Here is a 23,337-nt window from a genome sequence, read left to right on the forward strand (position 1 = left end):
ATCGACTTGGCAGCCTTTTTACGGTCATCAACCTTGTTTGATGACAGCATATTGGCCGCATCAGACATGGTCAGGTCTTCGCCATCAATCGGGAAGCGCAGCTCGGCCATGGTCTGATCAAACAGACGGACCCACGCGGACGATCCGGCAACGCGGCGCTCATGCAGGACTTGCTCAACCTCATCCGACAGCTGATGCGGGCGGAACGCACGGTTTTCATCAAGCCACGGGCGATAGCGACGCAGGGCTTCGCTTTCAGCATATTTCGCGTCAAACGCGGCGTCTTCGATACGGTTGATCTCAAGCCCGAAGAACAGCGACAGGCTGGAAATGCCGGTCATTTCTTCCTGAACGGACTGATAAAACTGACCAATGGCTGCGTCCGAGCTGTCACCGGCATAAAGAAGCTGAGCAAAGGAGCCGATTTTGCCGCAAATCTCGCTGATCGCTTCATATTCGGCAATCGCACCTGCAAGCGCGTCCCCCGAAAGGTCGTTCAGCTTGCCTTGGTAGTTGTTCTGGAACGCTTGTGAGCGGCTTTTGGCATCATCAAGATCGCGCCGGATATTCGGGTCTTTCGGATCGTTATAGAGATCAGTCAGATCCCAGGTCGGCAAATTCTTGTTGATCGCGTTCATTTGTCCTCCAGACTAATCTTGCTTTCGCGCCTGCTTGCGCAAACATGTTCCGACATGCTCTGCGCATAAAATCCCGATACCGATATATAGCCTGTCAAAATCAGATCACCAGCCCTGAATACCGATACGCAATATCGCAGTTTTTCAGATCATATCGCGACTGCGCATACTCACAACAGCAAAGCATGGTGAATGTGTTCACAAGATGCGTGAATGGGGATGTTGATCGTGGAAATTTGATCCCATTTCAGGGATTATCAAACGCTAGACGATAAAACGGTAAGATAAATGTCATTTTCAGGCTGCGAAACATCGCGATCCCTGATAACAAAATCGTCTTGGAACGTTCGTTTATTTCGATCCGGCCGCACATTGCGCCAGTAGAATGAAACAGGCGACACGGACCAGATCAGAACAACACAAAGATTGTTCACTCGCGGGAAAAGCAACAAGGCAAGGAAACGTCATGACGAGCTTGCAGGATTATGCCGACTGGCAAAACTTGCCCTCGATGTTTTTTGATCAGGCGAAAAAATACGGCAATGCGCCGTTCCTCTGGACGAAAAACAGCGACACCAACGAATTTGTCCCCACCACCTGGAACGAAGCCGCCGATCAGGTCCGAGCCCTTGCACGTGCACTTTATGATATCGGTGTGCGTCCCGGTGACCGTGTGCTTCTGGTTTCGGAAAACCGCACCGAATGGGGCATTGCCGACATTGCCATCATGTGCGTCGGTGCCATGACCGTTCCCGCCTACACCACCAATACCGAGCGCGACCATCTGCACGCGATCGAAGACAGTGGTGCGGCAATTGCCATCATCTCGACCAAGAAGCTGGCCCAACCGTTCCTGCATGCTGCCCTTGATAGCGGGCGCTGCCGTCATGCGATCATGATGGAAGAATGGGGCCAAAGCTTTGTCGGTGACATCACCATTTCACGCTGGGATGACATGATTTCCAAGGGCCGTGGTCTTTCGCATGATGTCGATGCCTGGGTCGATGGCATCAAGCGTGATGACCTTGCCTGCCTGATCTATACCTCGGGCACCGGTGGCTCGCCCAAGGGTGTGATGCTCAGCCACGGGGCGATCATTTCAAACTGCATGGGTGCGTTTGACATCATCGACACCCTTGGCATTGATGATGAAATCTTCCTGTCATTCCTGCCGCTGTCACATTCTTATGAACATACTGCGGGTCTTTATTTCCCGATCAGTATCGGTGCGCAAATCTATTACGCCGAAAGCCTTGATAAGCTGGCAGCAAACCTTGCGGAAGTACGTCCGACCATCATGACGGCGGTGCCGCGCCTCTATGAAATGCTTTATCAGCGCATGAGCCGCATGGTCGAGAAAGAAGGCGGCATCAAGCAGAAGCTGTTTGATCTGACGCTCCGCCTTGGCCGCAAGAATTACGAAGGCGAAAGCCTTACCTTTGTTGAGAAGTTCCAGAACCTTGCCTGCGAACTTCTGTTGCGCCGCAAGCTTCGCCAACGTTTCGGTGGCCGGATCAAGGCGATGGTATCGGGCGGCGGGCCGCTGAACTATGAACTGGGTGTTTTGTTCGTGTCCTGTGGCATCCGCATTCTACAGGGTTATGGCCAGACCGAATTTGCCCCGGTTGTTTCGTGCAACCGTGCCGAAAACAACAAGCTTCGCACCGTTGGCCCGCCGATGGTCGGCGCCGAAGTCAAAATCGCCGATGATGGCGAAATCCTGCTTCGCGGTGAAAGCATGATGAAGGGCTACTGGAACCTGCCGGACGTGACGGCCGCAACCATCGTCGATGGCTGGCTACATACCGGGGACATCGGCAAGTTCGATGAACAAGGCAGCGTCATGATCACCGACCGGAAGAAGGACATCATCGTCAATTCCGGTGGTGACAATATCTCGCCGCAGCGTATCGAAGGCCTGATGACGCTGGAAACCGAGATATCCCAGGCGATGGTTTATGGCGATGATAAACCGTATCTGGTCGCTGTTGTCTGGCCGGACGAAGATTTCATGCGTGAATTTGCCCGCGAAAATTCGGATAAAAACGATATTGAGGAACTGTCGAAAAACGAAGAGTTCCGCAAGATCATCCGCACCGCGATTGACCGCGTGAATGAACGTCTGTCGACGATTGAAAAGGTGCGCAGCTTCATGTTTGCCGAGGCACCGTTTAGCATCGACAATGAAATGCTCACGCCTTCGATGAAAATCCGTCGCCACAAAATCCGCGAGGCCTATGCCAAGCAGCTTGATGGCCTTTATCAGCGCAAACGCAAAGGCCAGTAAGCCCCGCGATGCCAAAGGCCAAAGCCGGTAAACATCCCGATGTGACCTTGACCCTGATCCGGGGCCTTCCCGGATCAGGCAAGTCGACCTTGGCCAAACATCTGGCCGAGGCAACAGGTGCGGTCCATCTTGAGGCCGACATGTTCATGGTTGATCGGCAGGGGTTTTATGATTTTGACCCCCGCCGCTTGCGTCAAACCCACGCCAAGTGCGAAGACCGATGCCGCGATGCATTGGAAGACGGCAAAAACACCATCATTTCCAATACCTTTACCCGGTTCTGGGAAATGAAGGCCTATATCGATATGGCCAAGGAACTTGGCGTGGCACTACAAATCGTTGAATGCCACGGACAGTTTCAGAACATTCATCAGGTGCCTGATGAAACCCTTGCCGATATGCGGGATCGTTGGGAAGAACTGCCTGCCGAGTATCGCTAGGCCATTGCCCCTTTTTGCGCATCTACTTTGCCACTGAAAATACCTGTTTAAGAATATCTGTCGTCCAGCGCGTCGGGTCAGATCGAATATCTGCCTCCTGAAGGGCGATGTAATGGAACAATCCATCCATTGCCTTCGCGGTCGCATGATCGGTCAGTGAGCCCTTCAAATCCGGGACAAACGGCAGTTTGGCATATTGCCCCAACATCTGATCATAAAGCGACAAGGCACCCGTTTGCGCCAATGCATCGGTGATAACCGGGCGCAGACGTCCTTCAATATCCGTTCCGGAAACCCGTCGCAGATAGCTGGTCGCCGCATCATCCGGGCCATCAAGAATGCCTTTGGCATCGGAAACCGTCATCTGGCTGATCGCATTGATCAGAATGTCACCCGCATCGCTCATGGTCTGCTCGGCGGCACGGTTCATGCGAAGTTCGATCTCATCGGCATAACTGCCAAGCCCCGCAGCATTGAGAAGTTTCTGGGCATTTTTGACATTCTCGGGCAACGGGATATGTGCAACCGGATCGGCGTTAAAGCCATCTTTGGCCCCCAGCTGATTGGTCACCAGCTCCACCCCGATATCAAGCGCCTGCTTAAGACCCTTTTCCACCGTATCGGATGACAGTGCCGAAATACCGGTCCCGCTTCCTGATCCCGTCGTGCTACCACCGGAATTCATGGCATCACCCAAGGCCTGCTTGGCCTTGTCAAAGAATGACTGTGCGGTTGCTGTTTGGCTGATACTTGCCGTCATCATTGCGGCAACAAGTGCAATGGTGCTTGCCTTGGTCAGGGAGAAGGATGATTTCGTCTGCATGTGATGTCCCGGTGGTTATTGGTTGTTGGCAGAACGTTTTGGATCAGGTCTTTGATAGTGATCGAAAATCATGGCCCGAAAAAGACAAAACCCCGGTTAAACAACCGGGGTTTTGATGTGAGATTTCAGAGGGCGTTATTCAACAACCTCTACCTTTTTGCCATTCAACAACAGGTCCGTGCCCGCGGTTGAGACCGGGACGGTATCACCATCCTTGATCCCGCCTTCAAGGATCTGCATCGCCAACGGGTTCTGCAGATAACGCTGGATCACACGTTTGAGCGGACGCGCACCATAGATCGGGTCATAGCCCTTTTCGGCCAGCCAATCCTTGGCCGCCTCATCAAGATCAAGGTCGATCTTGCGATCAAACAGAAGCTTCGCCAGACGGCCCAACTGGATATCAACAATCTTGCCCATCTGTTCGCGCTGCAAACGATGGAACAGGATGGTCTCATCCAGACGGTTGAGGAATTCCGGACGGAACGATGCCCGAACGACTTCCATCACCTGCTTGCGGACTTCACCGCTGTCATGGCCCGGCTCCTGATTGGCAAGGATTTCGCCGCCCAGGTTGGATGTCAAAATGATCAGTGTATTGCGGAAATCAACAACCCGGCCCTGCCCGTCGGTCAGACGACCTTCATCAAGAACCTGAAGCAGGACGTTGAACACATCGGGATGTGCCTTTTCGACCTCGTCAAATAGCACAACCTGATAGGGACGACGACGTACCGCCTCGGTCAATGAACCGCCTTCTTCATAGCCAACATAGCCCGGAGGCGCACCGATCAGGCGGGCCACCGCATGTTTTTCCATGAATTCGGACATATCAATCCGAACCATCGCCTGTTCATCATCAAACAGGAACTGTGCCAATGCCTTGGTCAGTTCGGTCTTGCCAACACCAGTCGGGCCAAGGAACAGGAACGATCCAATCGGACGGTTCGGGTCCTGAAGCCCGGCACGGGCACGACGCACCGCGTTTGAAATCGAACGCACAGCATCATCCTGACCAACAACGCGATTACGAAGCGTGTCTTCCATTTCCAGAAGCTTTTCACGTTCGCCTTCAAGCATCTTGTCGACCGGGATGCCGGTCCAGCGTGACACGACGGACGCGATGTGCTTTTCGGTAACCGCCTCTTCCTTGATGCCGCGCGACGGGTCGTTTTCCGCCTTTTCAAGCAGGCTCAGAAGTGCCGGGATTTCCTCGTATTGAAGCTGTCCGGCGCGATCAAGTTTGCCATCACGCATCACGCGTTCAAGTTCGATGCGCGCCTGATCAAGCTGCTCCTTGATATGGGTTGATGCAGCCAGTTCCTTTTTCTGGGCTTCCCATTTCGCCGTCAGCTCGGCCGACTTACCTTCAAGTTCCGACAATTCCTTGTCCAGACGACCAAGGCGATCCTTTGATGCGCTGTCCTGCTCTTTCTTGAGCGCTTCGCGCTCGATCTTGAGCTGGATAATACGACGATCAAGCTCATCGATTTCTTCGGGTTTGGAATCAAGTTCCATACGAAGACGCGATGATGCCTCATCCATCAAATCGATTGCCTTATCGGGCAGGAAACGATCGGTGATGTAACGGTTCGAAAGCGTTGCCGCCGCGACAAGGGCGGTATCGGCAATACGAACCCCGTGATGAAGTTCGTATTTATCCTTGATCCCACGCAGGATCGAAACCGTATCTGCAACCGATGGCTCGGACACAAAGACCGGCTGGAAACGCCGGGCAAGTGCCGCGTCCTTTTCGATATGCTGACGATATTCATCAAGCGTGGTCGCACCAACGCAATGCAGCTCACCGCGCGCCAATGCCGGTTTCAAAAGGTTCGACGCATCCATCGATCCCTCGGCCTTGCCCGCACCAACAAGGGTATGAAGCTCGTCAATAAACAGAATGACTTGGCCGGCTTCAGATTCAATTTCACTCAGCACCGCCTTGAGGCGTTCTTCAAACTCACCACGGAACTTGGCACCGGCAATCAACGCACCAAGATCAAGCGACAGGAGTTTCTTTTCCTTAAGCGTTTCGGGCACATCACCCTTAACGATGCGCAGTGCCAGACCTTCGGCAATCGCGGTTTTACCCACACCGGGCTCACCGATCATGACCGGGTTGTTTTTGGTCCGGCGTGACAGAACCTGTACCGCACGACGAATTTCCTCGTCACGGCCAATCACCGGATCAAGCTTGCCATCGCGTGCTGCCGCGGTCAGATCGCGAGCATATTTTTTCAATGCGTCATACTGGTTTTCTGCACCGGCACTGTCGGCTGTACGGCCTTTGCGAATGTCATTGATCGCACCATTCAGACTTTGCGCAGTTACACCCGCATCTGCCAACACCTTCCCCGCGGTTGATTTCGGATCAAGGGCTATGGTCAGCAACAACCGTTCAGCCGTGACATAGCTGTCACCTGCCTTCTTGGAGACTTCCTGTGCCTGATCAATCAGGCGTGCAAATTCTGATGAAAGATAAATCTGACCATTGCCGCCGGATACCTTTGGCAGTTTCGCCAGTTCCTGCGCGCACCGTTCCTGGGCAAGCTTCGGCTTGCCGCCCGATGCCTTGATCAGATTAGCCGCCAGACCTTCTTCGTCGTCCAGCAGAACCTTCAGAAGATGGATCGGTACAAATTGTTGATGGTTTTCACGCAGCGCAAGCGATTGCGCGGACTGCAGAAAGCCTTTTGACCGGTCCGTAAAGTTTTCGAATTCCATTCCTGTCACTCCTTGAGCCAACAGTATTCAACCAATGTGGACCTTCTTGGAAGCATCCACGGCCTTGTCGTCATTACCGAATTCTAAAATTATAGATTATTTCGACAGTGACAACATTGATATGTCTCAGTCTAACGCGTTTGCAACCAGATACCCCTACAAAAGTTGCAAGAATTATTTGTGCACTGCAGCACGATTTTCTGGCATTATTCCAGCTCGCACCCCAGAAGCATGAAATATGCGCCTGCATCAGGGTTGCCCTTGGCAAAACAACGTTCTAACGTCGCCCTATCAGCATGCGATTCGTCCCAAATCACCCGCATGCCAAAGCGCCATACAGGAAAACAAGACATGACGGTCGAACTTAAAGCCATCAAAAGATACCCGGTTAAGGGCATGCGCGGCGTTGATATGCCAAGCGCACAGATCACCGCCCATAAGATGATCACCGATGACCGTCGGTTCGTAATCGCCACCCAGTCATCTGTCGGTCAGGACGGGGTGCATGAATGGGCCCGCAAAAGCAACTTCCTGCAATTGGTCAATACGCCCAAGCTTGCCGAACTTGGCACTGAATATGACGATGCGACCTGCACGCTGACCGTGCTGCGCAATGGTCGTTCGATCTGCAAGGGCAAGCTTGATGACGCAATGGGCCGCACCGTGATTGAGGATTTCCTGAAGGCATTCCTTAAAAACGACATTGCTGGCACGCCAAAGATCTATTCCGTTCCCGACACCAATTTCGGGGATATGAAGGAACCCTATATCTCGATCCTGAACCTGGCATCGATCCGCGATTTTGGTACGCGTATCGTTCAGGCAGAAGTCGATCCGATGCGCTTCCGCGGCAATCTTCTGATTGACGGGCTTGATCCGTGGAAAGAACTGGAATGGGAAGAAGGCCAGATCGTTAAGATCAATGATGCATCCTTCCGCGTTATCCATCCGATCACGCGCTGCAAGGCCACCAGTGTCAATCCGGACACGGCAATTGCCGATATCAACGTGCCGCTGATGCTGCGTAAGGGTGTGAACCATCTTTACATGGGCGTCTATGTCGAAGCGCTTGACGATGCGACCTTGACGCCGGGTGACACCATTACTGTTGCCTAAGCACCGCTAACCTTCCCAAATCAAAAATCCCTGCCAAGCAGATAACGCCTTGGCAGGGATTTTTCGCATTCAGGCCTGTCTCACCTTAACGGTCATCGGTCGAGAAGGTTGGTGCATGAACCGCCATGCCGGTAAACAGATCATCATGATACCAATCCATCCGATAAGCCCGGATTGGCGGACATCCCTTACGGAACAGGATCTGTTCGTCTTTGGGGAAACGGGCAACTTCCGGTGATCGAAGGATTGGCTGGTTATCTTGCGGGCGCAAATGCACTGGCCGCGTAGTATCCGCACCGCCCCCCGTATCATCAAACCTCGACATCGCTGTAAGGCCCGATACCCAATCAAGGTTAAAGGCCCCCTCCTGGCTAAAGACCGAGATTGCATCGACACGCCCAACAACGTTTTCCCAATTCAGGCAAACATCCATCAAACCACTCACGCCCGAGAAACCCGGCCAGACAATCATGCCATCGCCAAACCCGCCGCCCAGCAGGCGTTCAAACAGCGGCATACGCCCGACATGTTCAATCCCGTCCAACAAAACAAGGAATTCCGGGTCGCCCGATTTCCAGCCACGCTGATTGATCAGGTTCATCATGCTTGCCAGCATTACCCGACTAAAGGACGGCTGAACATCCGGCGTTTCGCCACCCAACTGGCCAATCACAAAGATCGAAACGCCTCCCTGCATAATGTCGTCAATTGTGAAGGTGCTGGCACTGAGCAAACGTTGGATTTGCGGGTGATCAAACTCGGCGGTTGCCATACGGCAAGCTTCGATGATCTTCATGCGCTGATCTTCGGTCATATCGAGAATATTCAGCGCGACTTCGGAAATACGCCCATCAGCGGATTCAATGCCCATCAGTTCTTCTAATATCTTATAGAACCTGTGCGATGGCATGATCAGGTTACGGCGGACTTCCCCGAGGTTTCTGTTTTCCTTAAGACTTTTTTGGATCGTATAAACGACAAAGCCCTGAAGAAGCGTTCGCGCAACGCGAACTTCCTGCTCATCAAGTTCCTGCACAAACATCGGCGCCAAAAGCGTATCGGCGATCAACCCCGTATCTGTAATCATCCCCTCACCCTGGTGGCGAATGAAATCAAACGGGTTGAACTGATGGGTCTCAACGCCAGTCTGTTTGTGGGGGTCAATCACAATCAGCTTCTGCCCCATCTTCGTGCGTCGATCATGGATCGCCCGATAGATGCTGCCAAAGCGCTCATAGACGAACAGGTTCCCGGTATGAAGCAATGCGTTCGGCTCGGCCGATGCGCGATAATATTCATCCGGTGTGGTCGAAAATGTCAGGACACGGCGAAGGCCAGTCGCACCAATAAGCCGCTTGTCATCGCCCCACCGGCCAAGGACCAGATCAGGGTTGGTTTCCAGAAGTTTGCGCGCGGTCAAATCTTCGCGTTGGGCCCACTGCCCTTCGGCCTTCATTTTTGCCGCTTGGGCCGGATTGACGGATTTCTTTGATTTCTTCGGAGAAGAGGACTTCATGCGATTAATCGCAATCACGACCAAAGGCAGGAACATCGGGATGATGAAACAAACACCGCCAAGCAGCGCCAGCTCATAGTCGCCATTAAACAGCCCAAGGGCAATAACCATCCCGCCAAGCGCCCATAACAGCACCATGACGACACGAAACAAGCCTGTCCCCATCAAAAACTCCCAAGAATTCGCGCCATCCGTGATGCGCGATCAGCTTTGCGCCAATAACGGTAACCTCACGGATTTATTTGTGATTTTCCTAAAGTGATATCAATAATAATCAAAGGTTGCACGACATATTACGCTCTATAATTATACAGGTTCATTCTGTTAAAGGCATACAATCAATTGGAAAATGGTCTTAGAACGACAACACCCCTGTAAGTCGGTGACTTACAAGGGTGTTTGTCATGTTGAGATATATCGTTCTGATCAGGCCGAAACCGGTTCGGAACTTTCGTCGGACGACGCACCTTCTTCATCGTCACGACCAGCTGCACGGCTGCGACCACGACGTGCCGTCGGATGACGACCGCGGGTCCGGGTGGTGCTGCTTGAAGCGCGGCGGGTCTTCTTTTCGCCGTCTTCGCCCTGCTCGGATGCGTCTGCTGCCGGGGCATCATCAGAAGATGCTTCTACCGGTGCACTATCAGAACTTACTGCTGCATCTGCATCGTCAGACTTGCGTGGGCGACCACGACTGGTGCTACGACCATCAGTACGGCGTGCACGCGGTGCGCGTTTCGGCTTTTCCTCGCCAGCATCATCAGATGCTGCTTCGGTGACGTCAGAAGCCGTGTTTTCCGCATCAGACGCGGTATCGCCACCGTCATGCGCCGCAACGGCCGCATTTTCGGTGTTTTCACCGTTCTGGTCATCATCCTGGTTTGACGGGCCATCATTACGATCATCGCGGTTGCCGCGATTGTTGCGTTGACGGTTGTCATTGCCACGTTCTTCACGACGCTGGTTTTCCCATTCCTGGGCCGCCTGAAGGATACGATGGTAATGTTCAGCATGCTGGTAGAAGTTTTCAGCCAGGACAGGATCGTCGGTGCAATCCTTTGCCAGCGAAACGTATTTTTCATAGACCTGCTGGGCATTGCCGCGAACGCGACCATCTGGCCCATTGCTGTCAAAATTCTGGAACTTTGGATTTACTGGACGTTTATTCGACTGTTGCCGTCCGCGCGGACGCTTATTGTTGTTATTTCTCATATCAACATGACTTTGGTGTTGAAGGACAATCCGGTGGCGTCATCGGCCCCGGAACCACTCCGTCTGAAAAACATATTTCCCGCTAAACAGCGCCGATCAAACGGCACCAATACAAACCTGCCGAGAACCATCAAAGGAACGGAGATTGTTGACTGTTTACAGGGGAACACGGCGCTTTCGTAAGCGCGTCGGGCACCCGGCCCGTTAAAACCAACCTATATGGCTTGATCTGTTATTCCAACTGTTTTTTTCACTGCGGATCGCTTTTTTTACGTCACACAGTTGCAAAACTCAGATAACGCAGCGCCCCACGGAACAACGCGTTTTCTTTGCCGCAACGCAGCGTACAATTCCGCCAAGGTCTTCACGATATTCGACCCCGACAAAGCCCGCCTCGACCAACAATTGACCAACGTCTTTTTCCTGGCCACGGCCAATTTCGAAAATCACAAGTCCACCGGGTCGCACCAGATCAAACGCCACATTGGACAGCACCCGATAGGCTGCAAGTCCATCACCCTCATCGGTCAGCGCGCGGCGCGGATCAAATTTCTGCACCTCGGCTGACAGCGTTTCCATTTCTGCCGCCGTGATATAGGGCGGATTGGACATCACAAGATCAAAGCCGTCCTTGCGTTCGGCTTCGCTTAACGCGCTATCCCAATCAGAAACCCGAAACGCGACCTGATCATCAAGCTCAAGCAACTTTGCATTTTCGCGCGCACAGGCAACCGCACCTTCACTGATATCAAGTCCGATACCAGTGGCACCGGGAAGATCGCCAATCGCCGATAGCAACAGGCACCCTGTCCCCGTTCCGAAATCAATGATGCGCGGCGCGTCATTGTCTTCAAGGAAATCGATCGCCCATTCGACCAATGTTTCACTGTCCGGGCGCGGCTCAAGTGTATCAGGTGCCAGCTTGAACGTATGGCGCCAAAAATCCCGTTCACCCAGAATACGGCCAACCGGCTCGTTTCTTGCGCGGCGCGCAATCATGTCCTGAAATACCGCGACCTGATCAGCAGAAACTTCATCTTCTGGCCAAGCGGAAATTCGCCCGCCATCAACACCCGCTGCACGCGCCAACAAAATGCGCGCATCCATACGCGCATTCTCGATATTCGCCGCATTCAGCGCAGCAACACCTTCGACCATCAGGGCACCCAATGTTGATGCCCCTATTGCCGAAGTTGTTGATGAGGTTGTCGATGAAGCGTTCGAAGACATGCTTACCCTTCGATCTCAGCCAGTTTCTGTGCCTGTTCTTCGGCAATCAGGGCATCAATCATTTCATCAACCGACGGCCCGCCAGCGATGAAATCATCCAGACGATAAAGCGTCAGGTTAATGCGGTGATCCGATACACGTCCCTGCGGGAAGTTATAGGTACGGATACGCTCGGAACGATCCCCGGATCCAACCTGCGACTTACGGTCGGCCGCACGTGCACTATCCTTGCTTTCACGTTCCTGATCATACAGGCGCGAAAGCAGCATCTTCATCGCCTTTTCTTTGTTCTTGTGCTGCGATTTTGCTTCCTGGCTGGCCGCGACAACACCGGTCGGGATATGCGTGATACGCACCGCACTATCGGTGGTGTTAACGTGCTGACCACCGGCACCCTGTGAGCGATACGTGTCGATGCGCAGGTCCTTCGGATCGATCTTGATATCAACTTCTTCGGCTTCTGGCAGAACCGCCACGGTCGCGGCCGACGTATGAATACGTCCACCACCTTCGGTCACCGGAACACGTTGCACGCGGTGCACGCCACTTTCAAACTTCAGGCGGGCAAACACATCCGTACCAGAAACGTTGACGATAACTTCCTTGAACCCGCCAAGGTCGTTTTCGCTGGCATCCATCTGTTCGAACTTCCAGCCACGACTTTCCGCATAGCGCTGATACATGCGATAAAGGTCGGCTGCAAACAGGGCGGCTTCTTCGCCACCGGTACCGGCACGAATTTCAAGGATGGCGTTTTTGGTATCTGCACTGTCCTTTGGGATCAGCATCAACTTCATCTGGCGTTCAGCCGTCGGAAGCTTTTCCTGAATATCGTATTTTTCGGCTTCGGCCATCTCGCGCATATCGCGGTCGCTTTCCGGATCAGCCAGAAGCTCTTCGGCTTCCTTCAGATCGCTGAGCAACCGCTTATAGGCATCAATCGCCTCCACAACCGGGGCCAATTCCGCATGTTCGCGTGACAGCTTGGAAAAGCCATCCCCATCAAGCTCGCCACTTGAAAGCAGCGCATTGAGCTCGTCGAACCGGCGCGTTACGCCCTCAAGTTTACCAAGGTCCAAACTCACTCTTTATTCTCCTGTTCGGGGTCCGTCGGGGCGTTATCGCCACCAACCGGCTTGTCATCAAGTTCAAACAAACGCGCCAACAATTTCTGGGCCTTGACCCATTCAACGGTGCCCGCACCATCGGTTGTCGTCGCCAAATCCTTTAGGGCCTGGGTCGGCGTATGCAAAAGGCGATTGATCAAAAGCCTTGTCGCCTTTTCCGCATCCCCATGACTTTCACGAAGGGCATCTTCGCGGACGGCTTCAAACCGCTTGCGCAGATCGGCGATTGCCGGAACGGCTGCGCGCTGCGCACGATCGCGGACAAAGCCATCAAGCTCCGCCTCAATCAGCGCCCAGGCTTCATCAGCCTTTTCTTCGCGACCGCCGCGCCCTTCGGCTGCGATCTTTTCCAGATCCTCGATCCGGTAAAAGAACACTTCATCAATTTCATCAACCTGCGGATCGATATCACCGGGGACAGCGGTATCAATCATCAGAACCGGGCGGAACCGACGACGCTTGACCGATGCCAGCGCACGGTCCTTGTCGATCATATAGCGCCTTGATCCACCTGCGGTCAGAACCAGATCGGCTTCCGCCAACAATCGGTCCAGATCATCAATTTCCGACCAGTGACAATCAAGCCTGCGCGCAACAAGCCGCGCACGTGCTGCCAATCGATCCGTCACCAGAATGCGGCCAATACCGCGTTCGGCAAGGGATGCGGCAATCAACTCGCCCATATCCCCGGCACCGGCCAGCAAAAGCGTGCAATTGGTCAGATCACCATGCAAGTCGCGAGCAACAGATTGCGCCGCAGCGGCAATTGATACGGCACCCTGTCCGATCCCGGTCTGGCTTCTGACCTTTTTGGCGATCGCGTAAGCGGTCTGATAGACCAGCTCCAACTCGCGCCCGACCAGATCATGTTTGCGCGCAATGCGATGCGCGTCCTTGACCTGCCCGAATACTTCCGGCTCGCCAATTACAAGGCTATCAAGGGACGCCGCAACTGCAAACATGTGCCGAAGCGCATCCCGGCCAGATCGAATATAAAGCTCGCTTGCCAGTTGGTCCCGATCCAGATCGGCCCAAAGCGACATCAGATCGATCAGACGTTCACGACCGCGTTCGGCCTCGGACGCCAGCAGATGGATTTCGGTCCGGTTACAGGTCGAAACGACAACCGCCTGCCCCAAGAGGGCCTGCTTGATCGCGGCCAAAAATTGCGGCAGACGGGCTTCGTCAATGAACAGACGGTCGCGGGTATCCTCGCTTGAGCGCCGATGATTGGTGCCGATCACCATCAGGCGATCAAGCGGCCAATCCCCGGCATCTTCATGCGAAATCGCGCCCGTCACACCGTTCTCACTTTTTGCCGATTACATCAGCAAGCTGTTCAAGGGCAACTTCCTGCTGCTCGCCGCTGTCAAGATCACGCAGCTGCGCAACGCCTTTGGCAAGTTCGTCATCGCCAAGGATCACGGCCATCTTGGCATTTGCCTTGTCAGCACGCTTCATGCGCTTTTTCATGTTCCCGGAATAGCCAAGCTCAACCGCGATACCTGCTTCACGAAGCGTCTGGGCAAGGGTACGGCATTTTGCCTCGGCAGCTTCACCCATCGGGATCAGGGCAACCGGACGCGCGCCAGCTGGGGCTTCACCAACCATCAATGCCAGTCGTTCAACACCGGCAGCCCAGCCAACACCAGCCGTCTGCGGGCCACCCATGGTCGAAATCAGGCCATCATAACGGCCACCGGCCATCACGGTTCCCTGCGCACCAAGGGTGTTGGTGGTGAACTCGAAACAGGTGTGGCAGTAATAATCCAGACCACGAACCAGACGCGGGTTCAGTTCGTAATTGATGCCGATGTCACCCAGACCTTCGGTCAGGTTCTTGAAGAATTCCTTGGAATGCTCGTTCAGGTATTCAGCAAACAGCGGCGCATTGGCTACAAGTTCTCGATCCCCATCATCCTTGGAATCAAGAATACGAAGCGGGTTCTTTTCAAGACGGTTGCGGCTGTCTTCCGACAGTTTGTCGAAGTGACCTTTGAAGTAATCCACCAGCACATCGCGATACGCCGCACGGCTTTCCGGATCACCAAGGGTGTTCAGCTCAAGCGTGATGCTGTCCCAAAGGCCAAGTGCTTTGAGGATGTGCGCGCCATAACCAATGATTTCGATATCGCCGGCGACCTGTTCAACGCCAAGAAGCTCGGCACCGATCTGGTGGAACTGACGCTGACGGCCCTTTTGCGGGCGTTCATAGCGGAACATCGGGCCGTAATAGCTGACCTTGACCGGGGACATCTGCTGCATGCCATTCGAGACATAGGCACGCGCGATACCGGCCGTCCCTTCGGGACGAAGCGTGATCTGCTCACCACCGCGATCTTCAAAGGTGTACATTTCCTTGGTCACGACATCAGACGTGTCGCCAAGGGTACGGGCAAAGACATCGGTGAATTCAAAGATCGGCGTGGTCATCCGATGGTAGCCATACAACTCGCCGATTTCGCGTGCAGTATTCGCGATGTAATCCTGCAGACGGTTCTGATCAGGCAGAAGGTCGTGCGTACCACGGACGGGTTGAAGCGATGCCACTTTGGGTCTCCGATCTAACTTGAATTCCAGATATTTGCGCGAAATATCAACATGCGCAAATTCATGTGAACATGAAAATAGCTTTCCGCCGGTGTGGCGGAAAGCCAAAATTGGTCAATACTGCCTTGCTATTCGGCGGCAGTCTGTTTTGCTGCTTCTTCGGCTTCGATCTTGGCAGCACGTTCTTCGACGAGTTCGACGATATGGTCGACCATCTTTTCGGTGCTGATATTGTGATCGGGACGGCCGGAAATATACATCTTGTGGTTTCCACCACCACCACCGGTCAGACCGATATCGGTCTCTCGCGCTTCGCCCGGACCATTGACGATGCAGCCAATGATAGATAGCGAAATCGGGGTGGAGATATGGGCAAGACGCTTTTCAAGCTCTGCCACGGTCTCAACCACGTTAAAGCCCTGACGCGCGCAAGACGGGCAGGAAATGATCTGAACACCACGGGTGCGAAGACCAAGCGATTTCAGAATATCAAAGCCAACATGGATTTCTTCGACCGGATCGGCAGACAGCGACACGCGCAGCGTATCGCCAATACCGGCCCACAGAAGATTGCCCATGCCGATTGATGACTTTACCGTGCCACCGCGAAGGCCACCGGCTTCGGTGATGCCAAGATGCAGCGGATAGTCGCATGCCTCGGCCAAGCCGTAATAAGCCGCAACAGCCAGGAACACGTCAGATGCCTTGACCGAGATTTTGAACTCGCGGAAATCCTGATCTTCAAGAATTTTAGCGTGGTTAAGCGCACTTTCGACCATCGCTTCCGGGCATGGTTCGCCATACCGTTCCAGAAGTTCTTTCTCAAGCGATCCGGCATTCACGCCAATACGCATTGAACAGCCGTGATCCTTGGCAGCCTTGACCACTTCACGCACACGGTCGGTTGATCCGATATTCCCCGGATTGATCCGCAGGCAGGCAGCCCCGGCTTCGGCGGCCTCGATTGCGCGTTTGTAATGGAAATGGATGTCGGCAACGATCGGGACATTCACCTGCTTGATGATGTCTTTGAGTGCTGCCGTTGATTCCTGATCCGGGCAAGAGACACGGACGATATCCGCACCGGCTTCTTCCAGCCGAAGGATCTGCGCAACTGTCGCGTTCACATCGGTGGTCAGGGTATTGGTCATCGACTGCACCGAGATCGGCGCATCTCCACCAACTTCCACATTACCAACACGGATTTTGCGGCTTTGGCGGCGTTCAATATCGCGATATGGGCGGACGCTCATTTCCGGTTCCAAAATGTTCAAGATGTCTTGGGGGTGTATATAGCTTATCAAGCGCGGATTAGAAACCGTTGCCTGACAGATTTTCCGCCAGTTTTTGCATGGCAGGCACGAAAAAGGCGACCCGAATGGATCGCCTTTTGTAACTTGTCTGTCTTATCACCCAAATATGAGGTGGAAAACTTACTGAACGGTTGGCTGTTCGGCCTGTGTCAGATCGCCGACATTTAGCGAGAAGTCCGAAATCACCGCACCATAATCACCAACCGGCTGGGCTTCCGAACCATCGATGCTATAGGTCAGTGCACCGGCATTCCCCACTTCAAGTTTCAAACCATCACGATTCGGAACTTTGTAGGTATCACCTGCAGTCAGCATACGTGTCAGCAAGACAGTTCCATCAGCTTCACGGATGCGAACCCAGCTGGTTTCGACCGCTGAGATCGTTACACGGCTGTCGACATTGACAGCACCAAAGACGCGTGCTCCACCTGCATCATCGACCAACGGCGCAGCCGGAACCGATGCAATTTCGGCAGCAGGTACTGCTGGCACAGGCGAAAGCGCTGCTTGCGGTTCAACTGTGGACACCGCTGGTGCCTCAGCCACTTCTGCAGGTGCTTCCGCAGGCGCAGGTTCAACAGTTGGTTGTTCGGCCACGACCGGAGCAGGTTCTTCTGAAGGTAGTGGTGCCGTCGCGTTTTCGGTTACGACTGGCGCACTTTCAACTGGCTCCGAACTTTCAACAGCTTCCGCAACCTCAGCCACAGGTGCCGTTTCAGCATCAGATGCTTCTACTGTCTCTTCCACCGGTGCGACAGGTTCTGAAACGGAGGCGACAGGTGCCGGCGCAGCAACTTCTGCTTCTGCGGCCTGTGCTTCTGCCGCATTTTCAAGATTGCGCGGTTCGGATTCTGAATTCGTCATGGTGGAGTAGCTTGCCAGACGCTCTGGCAATGGATCCACCAAGTCGGCAATGGTCTTGCCCTGGCTGGACAGATAGTACCAACCGCCGTAAGCCCCCAGCCCCAACATCACAGCAATCAGAAGAACGGCTCCCCCCGGAACGCGGCTTTCCTGCACTGGCTTCGGGAAGGACAGCTCGCTGCGCACAGCGGGCGCATTGCTTTCCTCGCGGAAGCGACGCGCGATTTCTGCACCATCCAAACCAAGATGTTCGGCATAAGCTTTGACGAAGCCAAGACCATATGGACCATTCGGCAGAACCGAATAATCACTATTCTCGATGGCTTCGATATAGATTTTGCGAATACGCAACATGCGACAAACGTCTTCGATCGTTTGCCCCAAACCATTACGGGTCGCCTTCAGAAGGCCCCCGACCTCGGCATAGCCACCAAGCTGGTTATTCTCTGCGTCCATCACGACATCATTTGACGGTTTATCCCCGGACAATGGTTTGAACCGAAGTCGTCCACGGGCATTGTCGTCCAAATGATCTTCCTTTCGCTTTTTGATCGCCAACTCCGCACCCCCACGTTACGATCTAGCAATAAAAATAGCAGATACCCCCACCAAAAGCGATTGTTTTTAAAGTTTTACACCGTGATCTATTGCGAAAGCCTTAAGACGCGATCGCAGTGATCTGGTTGAATTATCCATTACTGACAGGACATAGCGTTCAACTTCGGCCTTACTCATGCTTCTGACCATCTCCTTTACAGGACCGACAGAGGCAGGCGCCATTGATAAACGCTTGATTCCCAAGCCAATAAGGGCCATCGCTTCTAGCGGGCGCCCAGCCATCTCTCCACAAATGGTCAGACGCACATTCCGCTCATCACACAGTGTCACCAACTGGCGCATAAATGCAAAAACGCTTGGTGACAGCGTATCATACCGACCTTCCAATCGCGGATTTCCACGATCTGCCGCAAACATGAACTGCAACAGATCGTTGGTACCGACCGAGAGGAAATCGACCCGATCAAGCAATGCCGGCGCCTGCCAAATCAATGCAGGCACCTCAAGCATCGCACCAACTTCGACCTTGCGCGGCGCAAATCCGCGAGCAGCTTCACGTTTGAGCTGCTGGTCAAGCAGGGCCTTTGCCTGATCAAACTCGGCAACTTCGGCAATCATCGGAAACATGACGTAAAGATCGCGATCATGACCCGCACGGATCAGCGCACGCAACTGATGCACAAGCACCGCCGGGCGATCCAACGTAATCCTGATCGACCGCCAACCCATTGCCGGGTTCTCTTCTGTCATATCCTCCCAATAGGGCAGCAATTTGTCACCGCCGACATCAAGAGTACGAAACACGACTGGGCGGCCTTCTGCCTGTTCGAAAATGCGATCATAAAGTCTGGTCTGATCGGTGATATCTGGCATGGCAGAGCGCACCATGAACGGAATTTCCGTCCGATACAGCCCGATACCATCAGCACCGCTTTCAACCACATGGGGCACATCAATTAAAAGACCCGCATTGACGTTAAGCGACACATCCGCCCCGTCAATCGTGCGGGCCGGCATGTCACGCATCTGCGCATAAAGCGCCTTACGTTCGGCACGCGCACGCAATGCGCCATCAATGACCGCGCGGACGTCTTCGGACGGGCGAACAAACAGCTGCGCGTTGTCGGCATCGACAATCAGTGGATCGCCACCTTCGACCTTATCAAGGACGCCCTTAACACCGCCAAGCACCGGGATATCAAGCGCACGCGCAACGATGGCGACGTGCGACGTGTGCGAACCTTCTTCAAGTGCAAGACCACGCAGGCGCGTATGATCGTAATCAAGAAGCTCTGCCGGGCCGATATTGCGCGCAACCAAAATGATATGATCTGGCAGATCGCCAAATGCCGGTGACTGGTACTGCCCCGAAAGGTGCTGCAACAACCGGTTCGCCAAATCTTCAAGATCATGCAAACGTTCACGAAGGTACGGGTCGGTGACCTGCGCCATGCGCGCACGGGTATCGTCATGCACCTTCTGCACCGCGGCCTCGGCCGTAAGGCCCGTATGAACCGCCTCGGTAATGCGGTTCAGCCAACCGGTATCCTGGGCGATCATGCGATAGGCTTCAAGGATATCGCCCGGATCATCACCGTCATCGACACCATTAATGTCTGATACGGCTTCAAGCATCTTATCAAGATGGTTCTGAAGCCCGTGCATCGCTTCGCGCAGACGCGTTAGTTCTTCTTCCGGATCATCGGAAACCATGCGGTCAATGATGATCCGTGGTTCATGCAGAACCGCAATACCCTTGCCGATACCAGGCGCAAGGCGCGCACCACCAAGACGCAGCGGGAGAAGTGCGATGCCATCAGCGGGGATAAGTTCCTCACGACTGACAAGCTCACCGCCGGCGACCATTTCGGCCAGCACCATGGCGACGTTTTCAAGCGCTTCCTGTTCGTCTTCAGAATAGAGGCGTTCGGTCCGGTTCTGCACCGCCAGAACACCAATGATACGACCACCGCGCAGGATCGGCACACCGATCATGGAGTGATAGATTTCCTCGCCCGTTTCCGGACGATAGGCAAAGTTCGGGTGACCTTGCGCGTCTTTAAGGTTCAAGGGGCGCGCATGAGCCGCGACAAAACCAACAATCCCCTCGCCAACGCGAAGGCGCGTCATGTGGACTGCCTCTTTGGACAGACCACATGTCGCAAACAGCTCAAGCACTTCGCCCGCACGCATGACATAGACCGAGCACACCTCAGCCACCATATCGGCAGCAATGATGGTCACGATCTTGCCAAGACGTTCCTCAGCAGTCCCCGGACCAGCCATGACGTCGCGGACGCGCTTTAAAAGGCGTCGCGGACCAGTGACTGCGGCGGACGGAATGCTCATTTGACTTAGCTGTCTCTCTTAACGAGGGATTGAACGGCCTGTTCGACCAACTCTTGAAGGATTTCGGTAACCGGTTGTTCTTTCTTTACCATACCAACCGACTGCCCTGCCATAACCGATCCGCCTTCGACGTCACCATCAATGACAGCACGGCGCAATGCACCAGCCCAGAAATGTTCGATTTCAAGCTGTGCCGCACCCTGATCAAGCTCGCCAGAACGGAACTTCTCGATCACTTTGCGCTGTGTATCCAGGAACTCGTCCGTGCCCTTGTTGGCAAGTGCACGAACAGGAATAACCGGGAAGCGTTCATCAAGCTGAACGGTGGTGACCGCATCACGCGCGCTTGCACGGATAAAGGCCTTTTTGAAGTCCGGATGGGCAATGCATTCTTCAGCACAGACAAGACGCGTACCGATCTGAACACCAGCAGCCCCTTGCTCAAGCAAACCAGTGATCGCTTCACCACGACCTATACCACCTGCACAGAAGACCGGAATATCGGTCACGTTCGGCAGAATTTCCTGAACCAGCACCGTAAGCGATACCGGACCGATATGGCCACCGGCTTCGCTGCCTTCAATCACCAGCGCATCAGCACCCGAACGAATAAGTTTCTTGGCCAGAACCAGTGCCGGGGCAAAACAGACAACCTTGGCAAATTCCTTGGCCTGCTTGATCGAAGCAGATGACGGAAGACCACCAGCCAGAACAACGTGACCTACATTATGCTCGCGGCAAACTTCGATCAGCTGATCAAGCATCGGATGCATGGTGATCAGGTTTACGCCAAACGGCTTCTTGGTCAGTTCCTTGGTCGCGGCAATTTCAGCTGACAGCAAATCCGGGGTCATCGACCCACAGGCAATCACGCCAAAACCACCCGCATTCGAGACAGCCGAAACAAGGTGACGCTCAGACACCCACGACATTGCCCCTGCCATGATGGCATAGTCGGTTCCAAGGAATTCCTTGCCCGCTGCCCACAGCTTTTCCAGGCGCGCGTGTGCTGCGTCAAATTTCGGATCACTCATATTCTCTGTACCCCAATGCAGAAATGCAGGGAACCCGATAGGTTCCCTGCCATTTCAATTCAAAGGCCGAAACACATCGTTCCAGCTAGTATGTAGTATTACACGTAATTTAACAGTGGCTTAATCGCATCAAAGCGATCGAACTGTTGAAATTATTCCGCATCCAGACCGTAGGCAGTGTGCAAGGCACGAACTGCAAGCTCGGTATATTCCTCGGCGATCAGAACACTGACCTTGATTTCCGAGGTCGAGATGACCTGAATGTTGATGCCCTTCTCAGCAAGGGTTTCGAACATCTTGCGTGCAACACCCACGTGGGAGCGCATGCCAACACCGATGATCGACACCTTGGTGACATCAGAAGTGCTCAGCAGCTCCTGATAGGCAATCTTGTCTTTGTTCTTTTCGATCACCTGAAGCGCACGCTGGAATTCACCACGCGGAACGGTAAAGGTCATGTCGGTGCTTTTGCCGTCTTCAGAGACGTTCTGCACGATCATGTCGACATTGATATTTGCATCAGCCAGCGGGCTGAAGATTGAAGCGGCAATACCCGGCTTGTCAGCGACTTTCACCAAGGTGATCTTGGCTTCGTCACGGCTATAGGCAATTCCGCTGACGACTTCCTGTTCCACGATTTCGTCCTCGTCTACAACAAGTGTTCCTTCTGCTTCGCTAAAGGTCGAACGGACCTGAACCCGGACGCGATGGTTCATGGCCATCTCGACTGAACGGGTCTGCAGGACCTTCGCACCCAGCGAAGCCAGTTCCAGCATTTCTTCGTAGGTAATTTTTTCGATCTTCTGTGCCTTGGGCACAATACGCGGATCGGTGGTGTAAACACCTTCAACGTCGGTATAGATATCGCAACGATCTGCATTCAATGCAGCGGCAAGCGCAACAGCCGACGTATCCGAGCCACCACGACCAAGGGTCGTGATGCGATTATCAGGTGCAATACCCTGGAAACCGGCAACACAAACGACTTCGCCACCATTCATGCGCTTATCAAGTTCGGTGGTGTCGATTTCCCTGATACGTGCCTTGGCATGTGCGCCATCGGTCTTGATCGGAATCTGCCAACCAAGCCAGGAACGTGCCGGCACGTCCATGCTCTGAAGGGCCATCGCAAGAAGACCAACGGTAACCTGCTCGCCCGACGATACGATGACGTCATATTCACGTGCATCATACATCGGTGAAACTTCCTGTGCCCAGCCAACCAGTTCATTGGTTTTGCCAGACATGGCAGAGACAACAACAGCAACCTGGTTGCCTGCATCCACCTCGGATTTCACGCGACGCGCGACATTCTTGATCTTATCAACATCAGCGACCGAAGTGCCGCCAAATTTCATGACAATACGGGCCATGAAGTATCCCCGCTAAGCTCGCCGTCGGTCGGCTATCCGAAAGTGACGGCATGTGATCCGGTCCCGAACGTCGAGTGCATGCCATGGTTACGGCGCTTCTCCTGATCCGGGCGGCGTTATCAATACTGCCATAATCATCGCGAAACAAGCATCAACGCAGCCTAATCACACCCCAAAGGC

Annotated in this window: 16 protein-coding genes and 1 pseudogene; 3 read left to right on the top strand and 14 right to left on the bottom strand. The window is 53.9% G+C overall.

Annotation, left to right across the window (positions count from 1 at the left end):
* Window positions 1–638 (bottom strand): annotated as a pseudogene (locus ACMZ66_RS21895) (oligoendopeptidase F); the annotation flags it as partial.
* A 466-nt stretch (window positions 639–1,104) separates the two neighbouring features.
* Between ACMZ66_RS21895 and ACMZ66_RS21900 the strand changes: the two are divergent.
* The gene (locus ACMZ66_RS21900) at window positions 1,105–2,925 is read left to right on the top strand and encodes an AMP-dependent synthetase/ligase (protein WP_416940632.1); all 1,821 of its coding nucleotides are present in this window, start codon (window positions 1,105–1,107) and stop codon (window positions 2,923–2,925) included.
* A gap of 8 nt (window positions 2,926–2,933) precedes the next feature.
* Window positions 2,934–3,365 (top strand): ATP-binding protein, encoded by a 432-nt coding sequence (locus tag ACMZ66_RS21905; RefSeq protein ID WP_416940634.1) that lies wholly within the window; start codon window positions 2,934–2,936, stop codon window positions 3,363–3,365.
* A gap of 22 nt (window positions 3,366–3,387) precedes the next feature.
* Here ACMZ66_RS21905 and ACMZ66_RS21910 read toward each other — a convergent pair whose 3' ends face one another.
* Window positions 3,388–4,188: a DUF4197 domain-containing protein gene (locus ACMZ66_RS21910; protein WP_416940636.1), complete on the bottom strand. Its 801-nt coding sequence runs from the start codon at window positions 4,186–4,188 to the stop codon at window positions 3,388–3,390.
* A gap of 135 nt (window positions 4,189–4,323) precedes the next feature.
* Window positions 4,324–6,915 carry an ATP-dependent chaperone ClpB gene (gene clpB, locus ACMZ66_RS21915; protein ID WP_416940638.1) on the bottom strand — a complete coding sequence of 864 codons (2,592 nt, stop codon included), beginning with the start codon at window positions 6,913–6,915 and terminating at the stop codon, window positions 4,324–4,326.
* A gap of 351 nt (window positions 6,916–7,266) precedes the next feature.
* On the opposite strand from clpB, the gene ACMZ66_RS21920 reads away from it, so the two are divergent.
* Window positions 7,267–8,031 (top strand): MOSC domain-containing protein, encoded by a 765-nt coding sequence (locus ACMZ66_RS21920; RefSeq protein ID WP_416940639.1) that lies wholly within the window; start codon window positions 7,267–7,269, stop codon window positions 8,029–8,031.
* An 85-nt stretch (window positions 8,032–8,116) separates the two neighbouring features.
* Here ACMZ66_RS21920 and ACMZ66_RS21925 read toward each other — a convergent pair whose 3' ends face one another.
* The 11 genes from ACMZ66_RS21925 to ACMZ66_RS21975 form a co-directional block, all read right to left on the bottom strand.
* Entirely contained in the window at window positions 8,117–9,712 is a 1,596-nt protein-coding gene (locus ACMZ66_RS21925; protein WP_416940641.1) for a type IV secretory system conjugative DNA transfer family protein, read from the bottom strand.
* 261 nt (window positions 9,713–9,973) lie between these two features.
* The gene (locus ACMZ66_RS21930) at window positions 9,974–10,759 is read right to left on the bottom strand and encodes a DUF4167 domain-containing protein (protein ID WP_416940643.1); all 786 of its coding nucleotides are present in this window, start codon (window positions 10,757–10,759) and stop codon (window positions 9,974–9,976) included.
* 291 nt (window positions 10,760–11,050) lie between these two features.
* Entirely contained in the window at window positions 11,051–11,989 is a 939-nt protein-coding gene (prmC, locus tag ACMZ66_RS21935) for a peptide chain release factor N(5)-glutamine methyltransferase (RefSeq protein WP_416940645.1), read from the bottom strand.
* Window positions 11,990–11,991: 2 nt separating this feature from the next.
* Window positions 11,992–13,074, bottom strand: coding sequence for a peptide chain release factor 1 (prfA, locus tag ACMZ66_RS21940; protein WP_416940647.1), 1,083 nt, complete (start codon window positions 13,072–13,074; stop codon window positions 11,992–11,994).
* Complete coding sequence (gene hemA, locus ACMZ66_RS21945) at window positions 13,071–14,417, bottom strand: glutamyl-tRNA reductase (RefSeq protein WP_416940649.1); 1,347 nt, start codon at window positions 14,415–14,417, stop codon at window positions 13,071–13,073. Before hemA ends, prfA begins: the two co-directional genes overlap by 4 nt.
* A 7-nt stretch (window positions 14,418–14,424) precedes the next feature.
* Complete coding sequence (hisS, locus tag ACMZ66_RS21950; RefSeq protein WP_416940651.1) at window positions 14,425–15,666, bottom strand: histidine--tRNA ligase; 1,242 nt, start codon at window positions 15,664–15,666, stop codon at window positions 14,425–14,427.
* A gap of 128 nt (window positions 15,667–15,794) precedes the next feature.
* Window positions 15,795–16,919: a flavodoxin-dependent (E)-4-hydroxy-3-methylbut-2-enyl-diphosphate synthase gene (ispG, locus tag ACMZ66_RS21955; protein ID WP_416940653.1), complete on the bottom strand. Its 1,125-nt coding sequence runs from the start codon at window positions 16,917–16,919 to the stop codon at window positions 15,795–15,797.
* 180 nt (window positions 16,920–17,099) lie between these two features.
* Window positions 17,100–18,371 (bottom strand): RodZ domain-containing protein, encoded by a 1,272-nt coding sequence (locus tag ACMZ66_RS21960; protein ID WP_416940655.1) that lies wholly within the window; start codon window positions 18,369–18,371, stop codon window positions 17,100–17,102.
* A gap of 96 nt (window positions 18,372–18,467) precedes the next feature.
* On the bottom strand, window positions 18,468–20,750 hold the full coding sequence (gene ptsP, locus ACMZ66_RS21965) for a phosphoenolpyruvate--protein phosphotransferase (protein WP_416940657.1): 2,283 nt from the start codon (window positions 20,748–20,750) through the stop codon (window positions 18,468–18,470).
* A gap of 5 nt (window positions 20,751–20,755) precedes the next feature.
* Window positions 20,756–21,784, bottom strand: coding sequence for an NAD(P)H-dependent flavin oxidoreductase (locus ACMZ66_RS21970; RefSeq protein WP_416940659.1), 1,029 nt, complete (start codon window positions 21,782–21,784; stop codon window positions 20,756–20,758).
* A gap of 152 nt (window positions 21,785–21,936) precedes the next feature.
* Window positions 21,937–23,157, bottom strand: a complete 1,221-nt coding sequence (locus ACMZ66_RS21975; protein ID WP_416940661.1) for an aspartate kinase — start codon at window positions 23,155–23,157, stop codon at window positions 21,937–21,939.
* Window positions 23,158–23,337: the final 180 nt, after the last annotated feature.

It is taken from the genome of Thalassospira sp., from assembly GCF_048059015.1.
Classification (GTDB): Bacteria; Pseudomonadota; Alphaproteobacteria; order Rhodospirillales; family Thalassospiraceae; genus Thalassospira.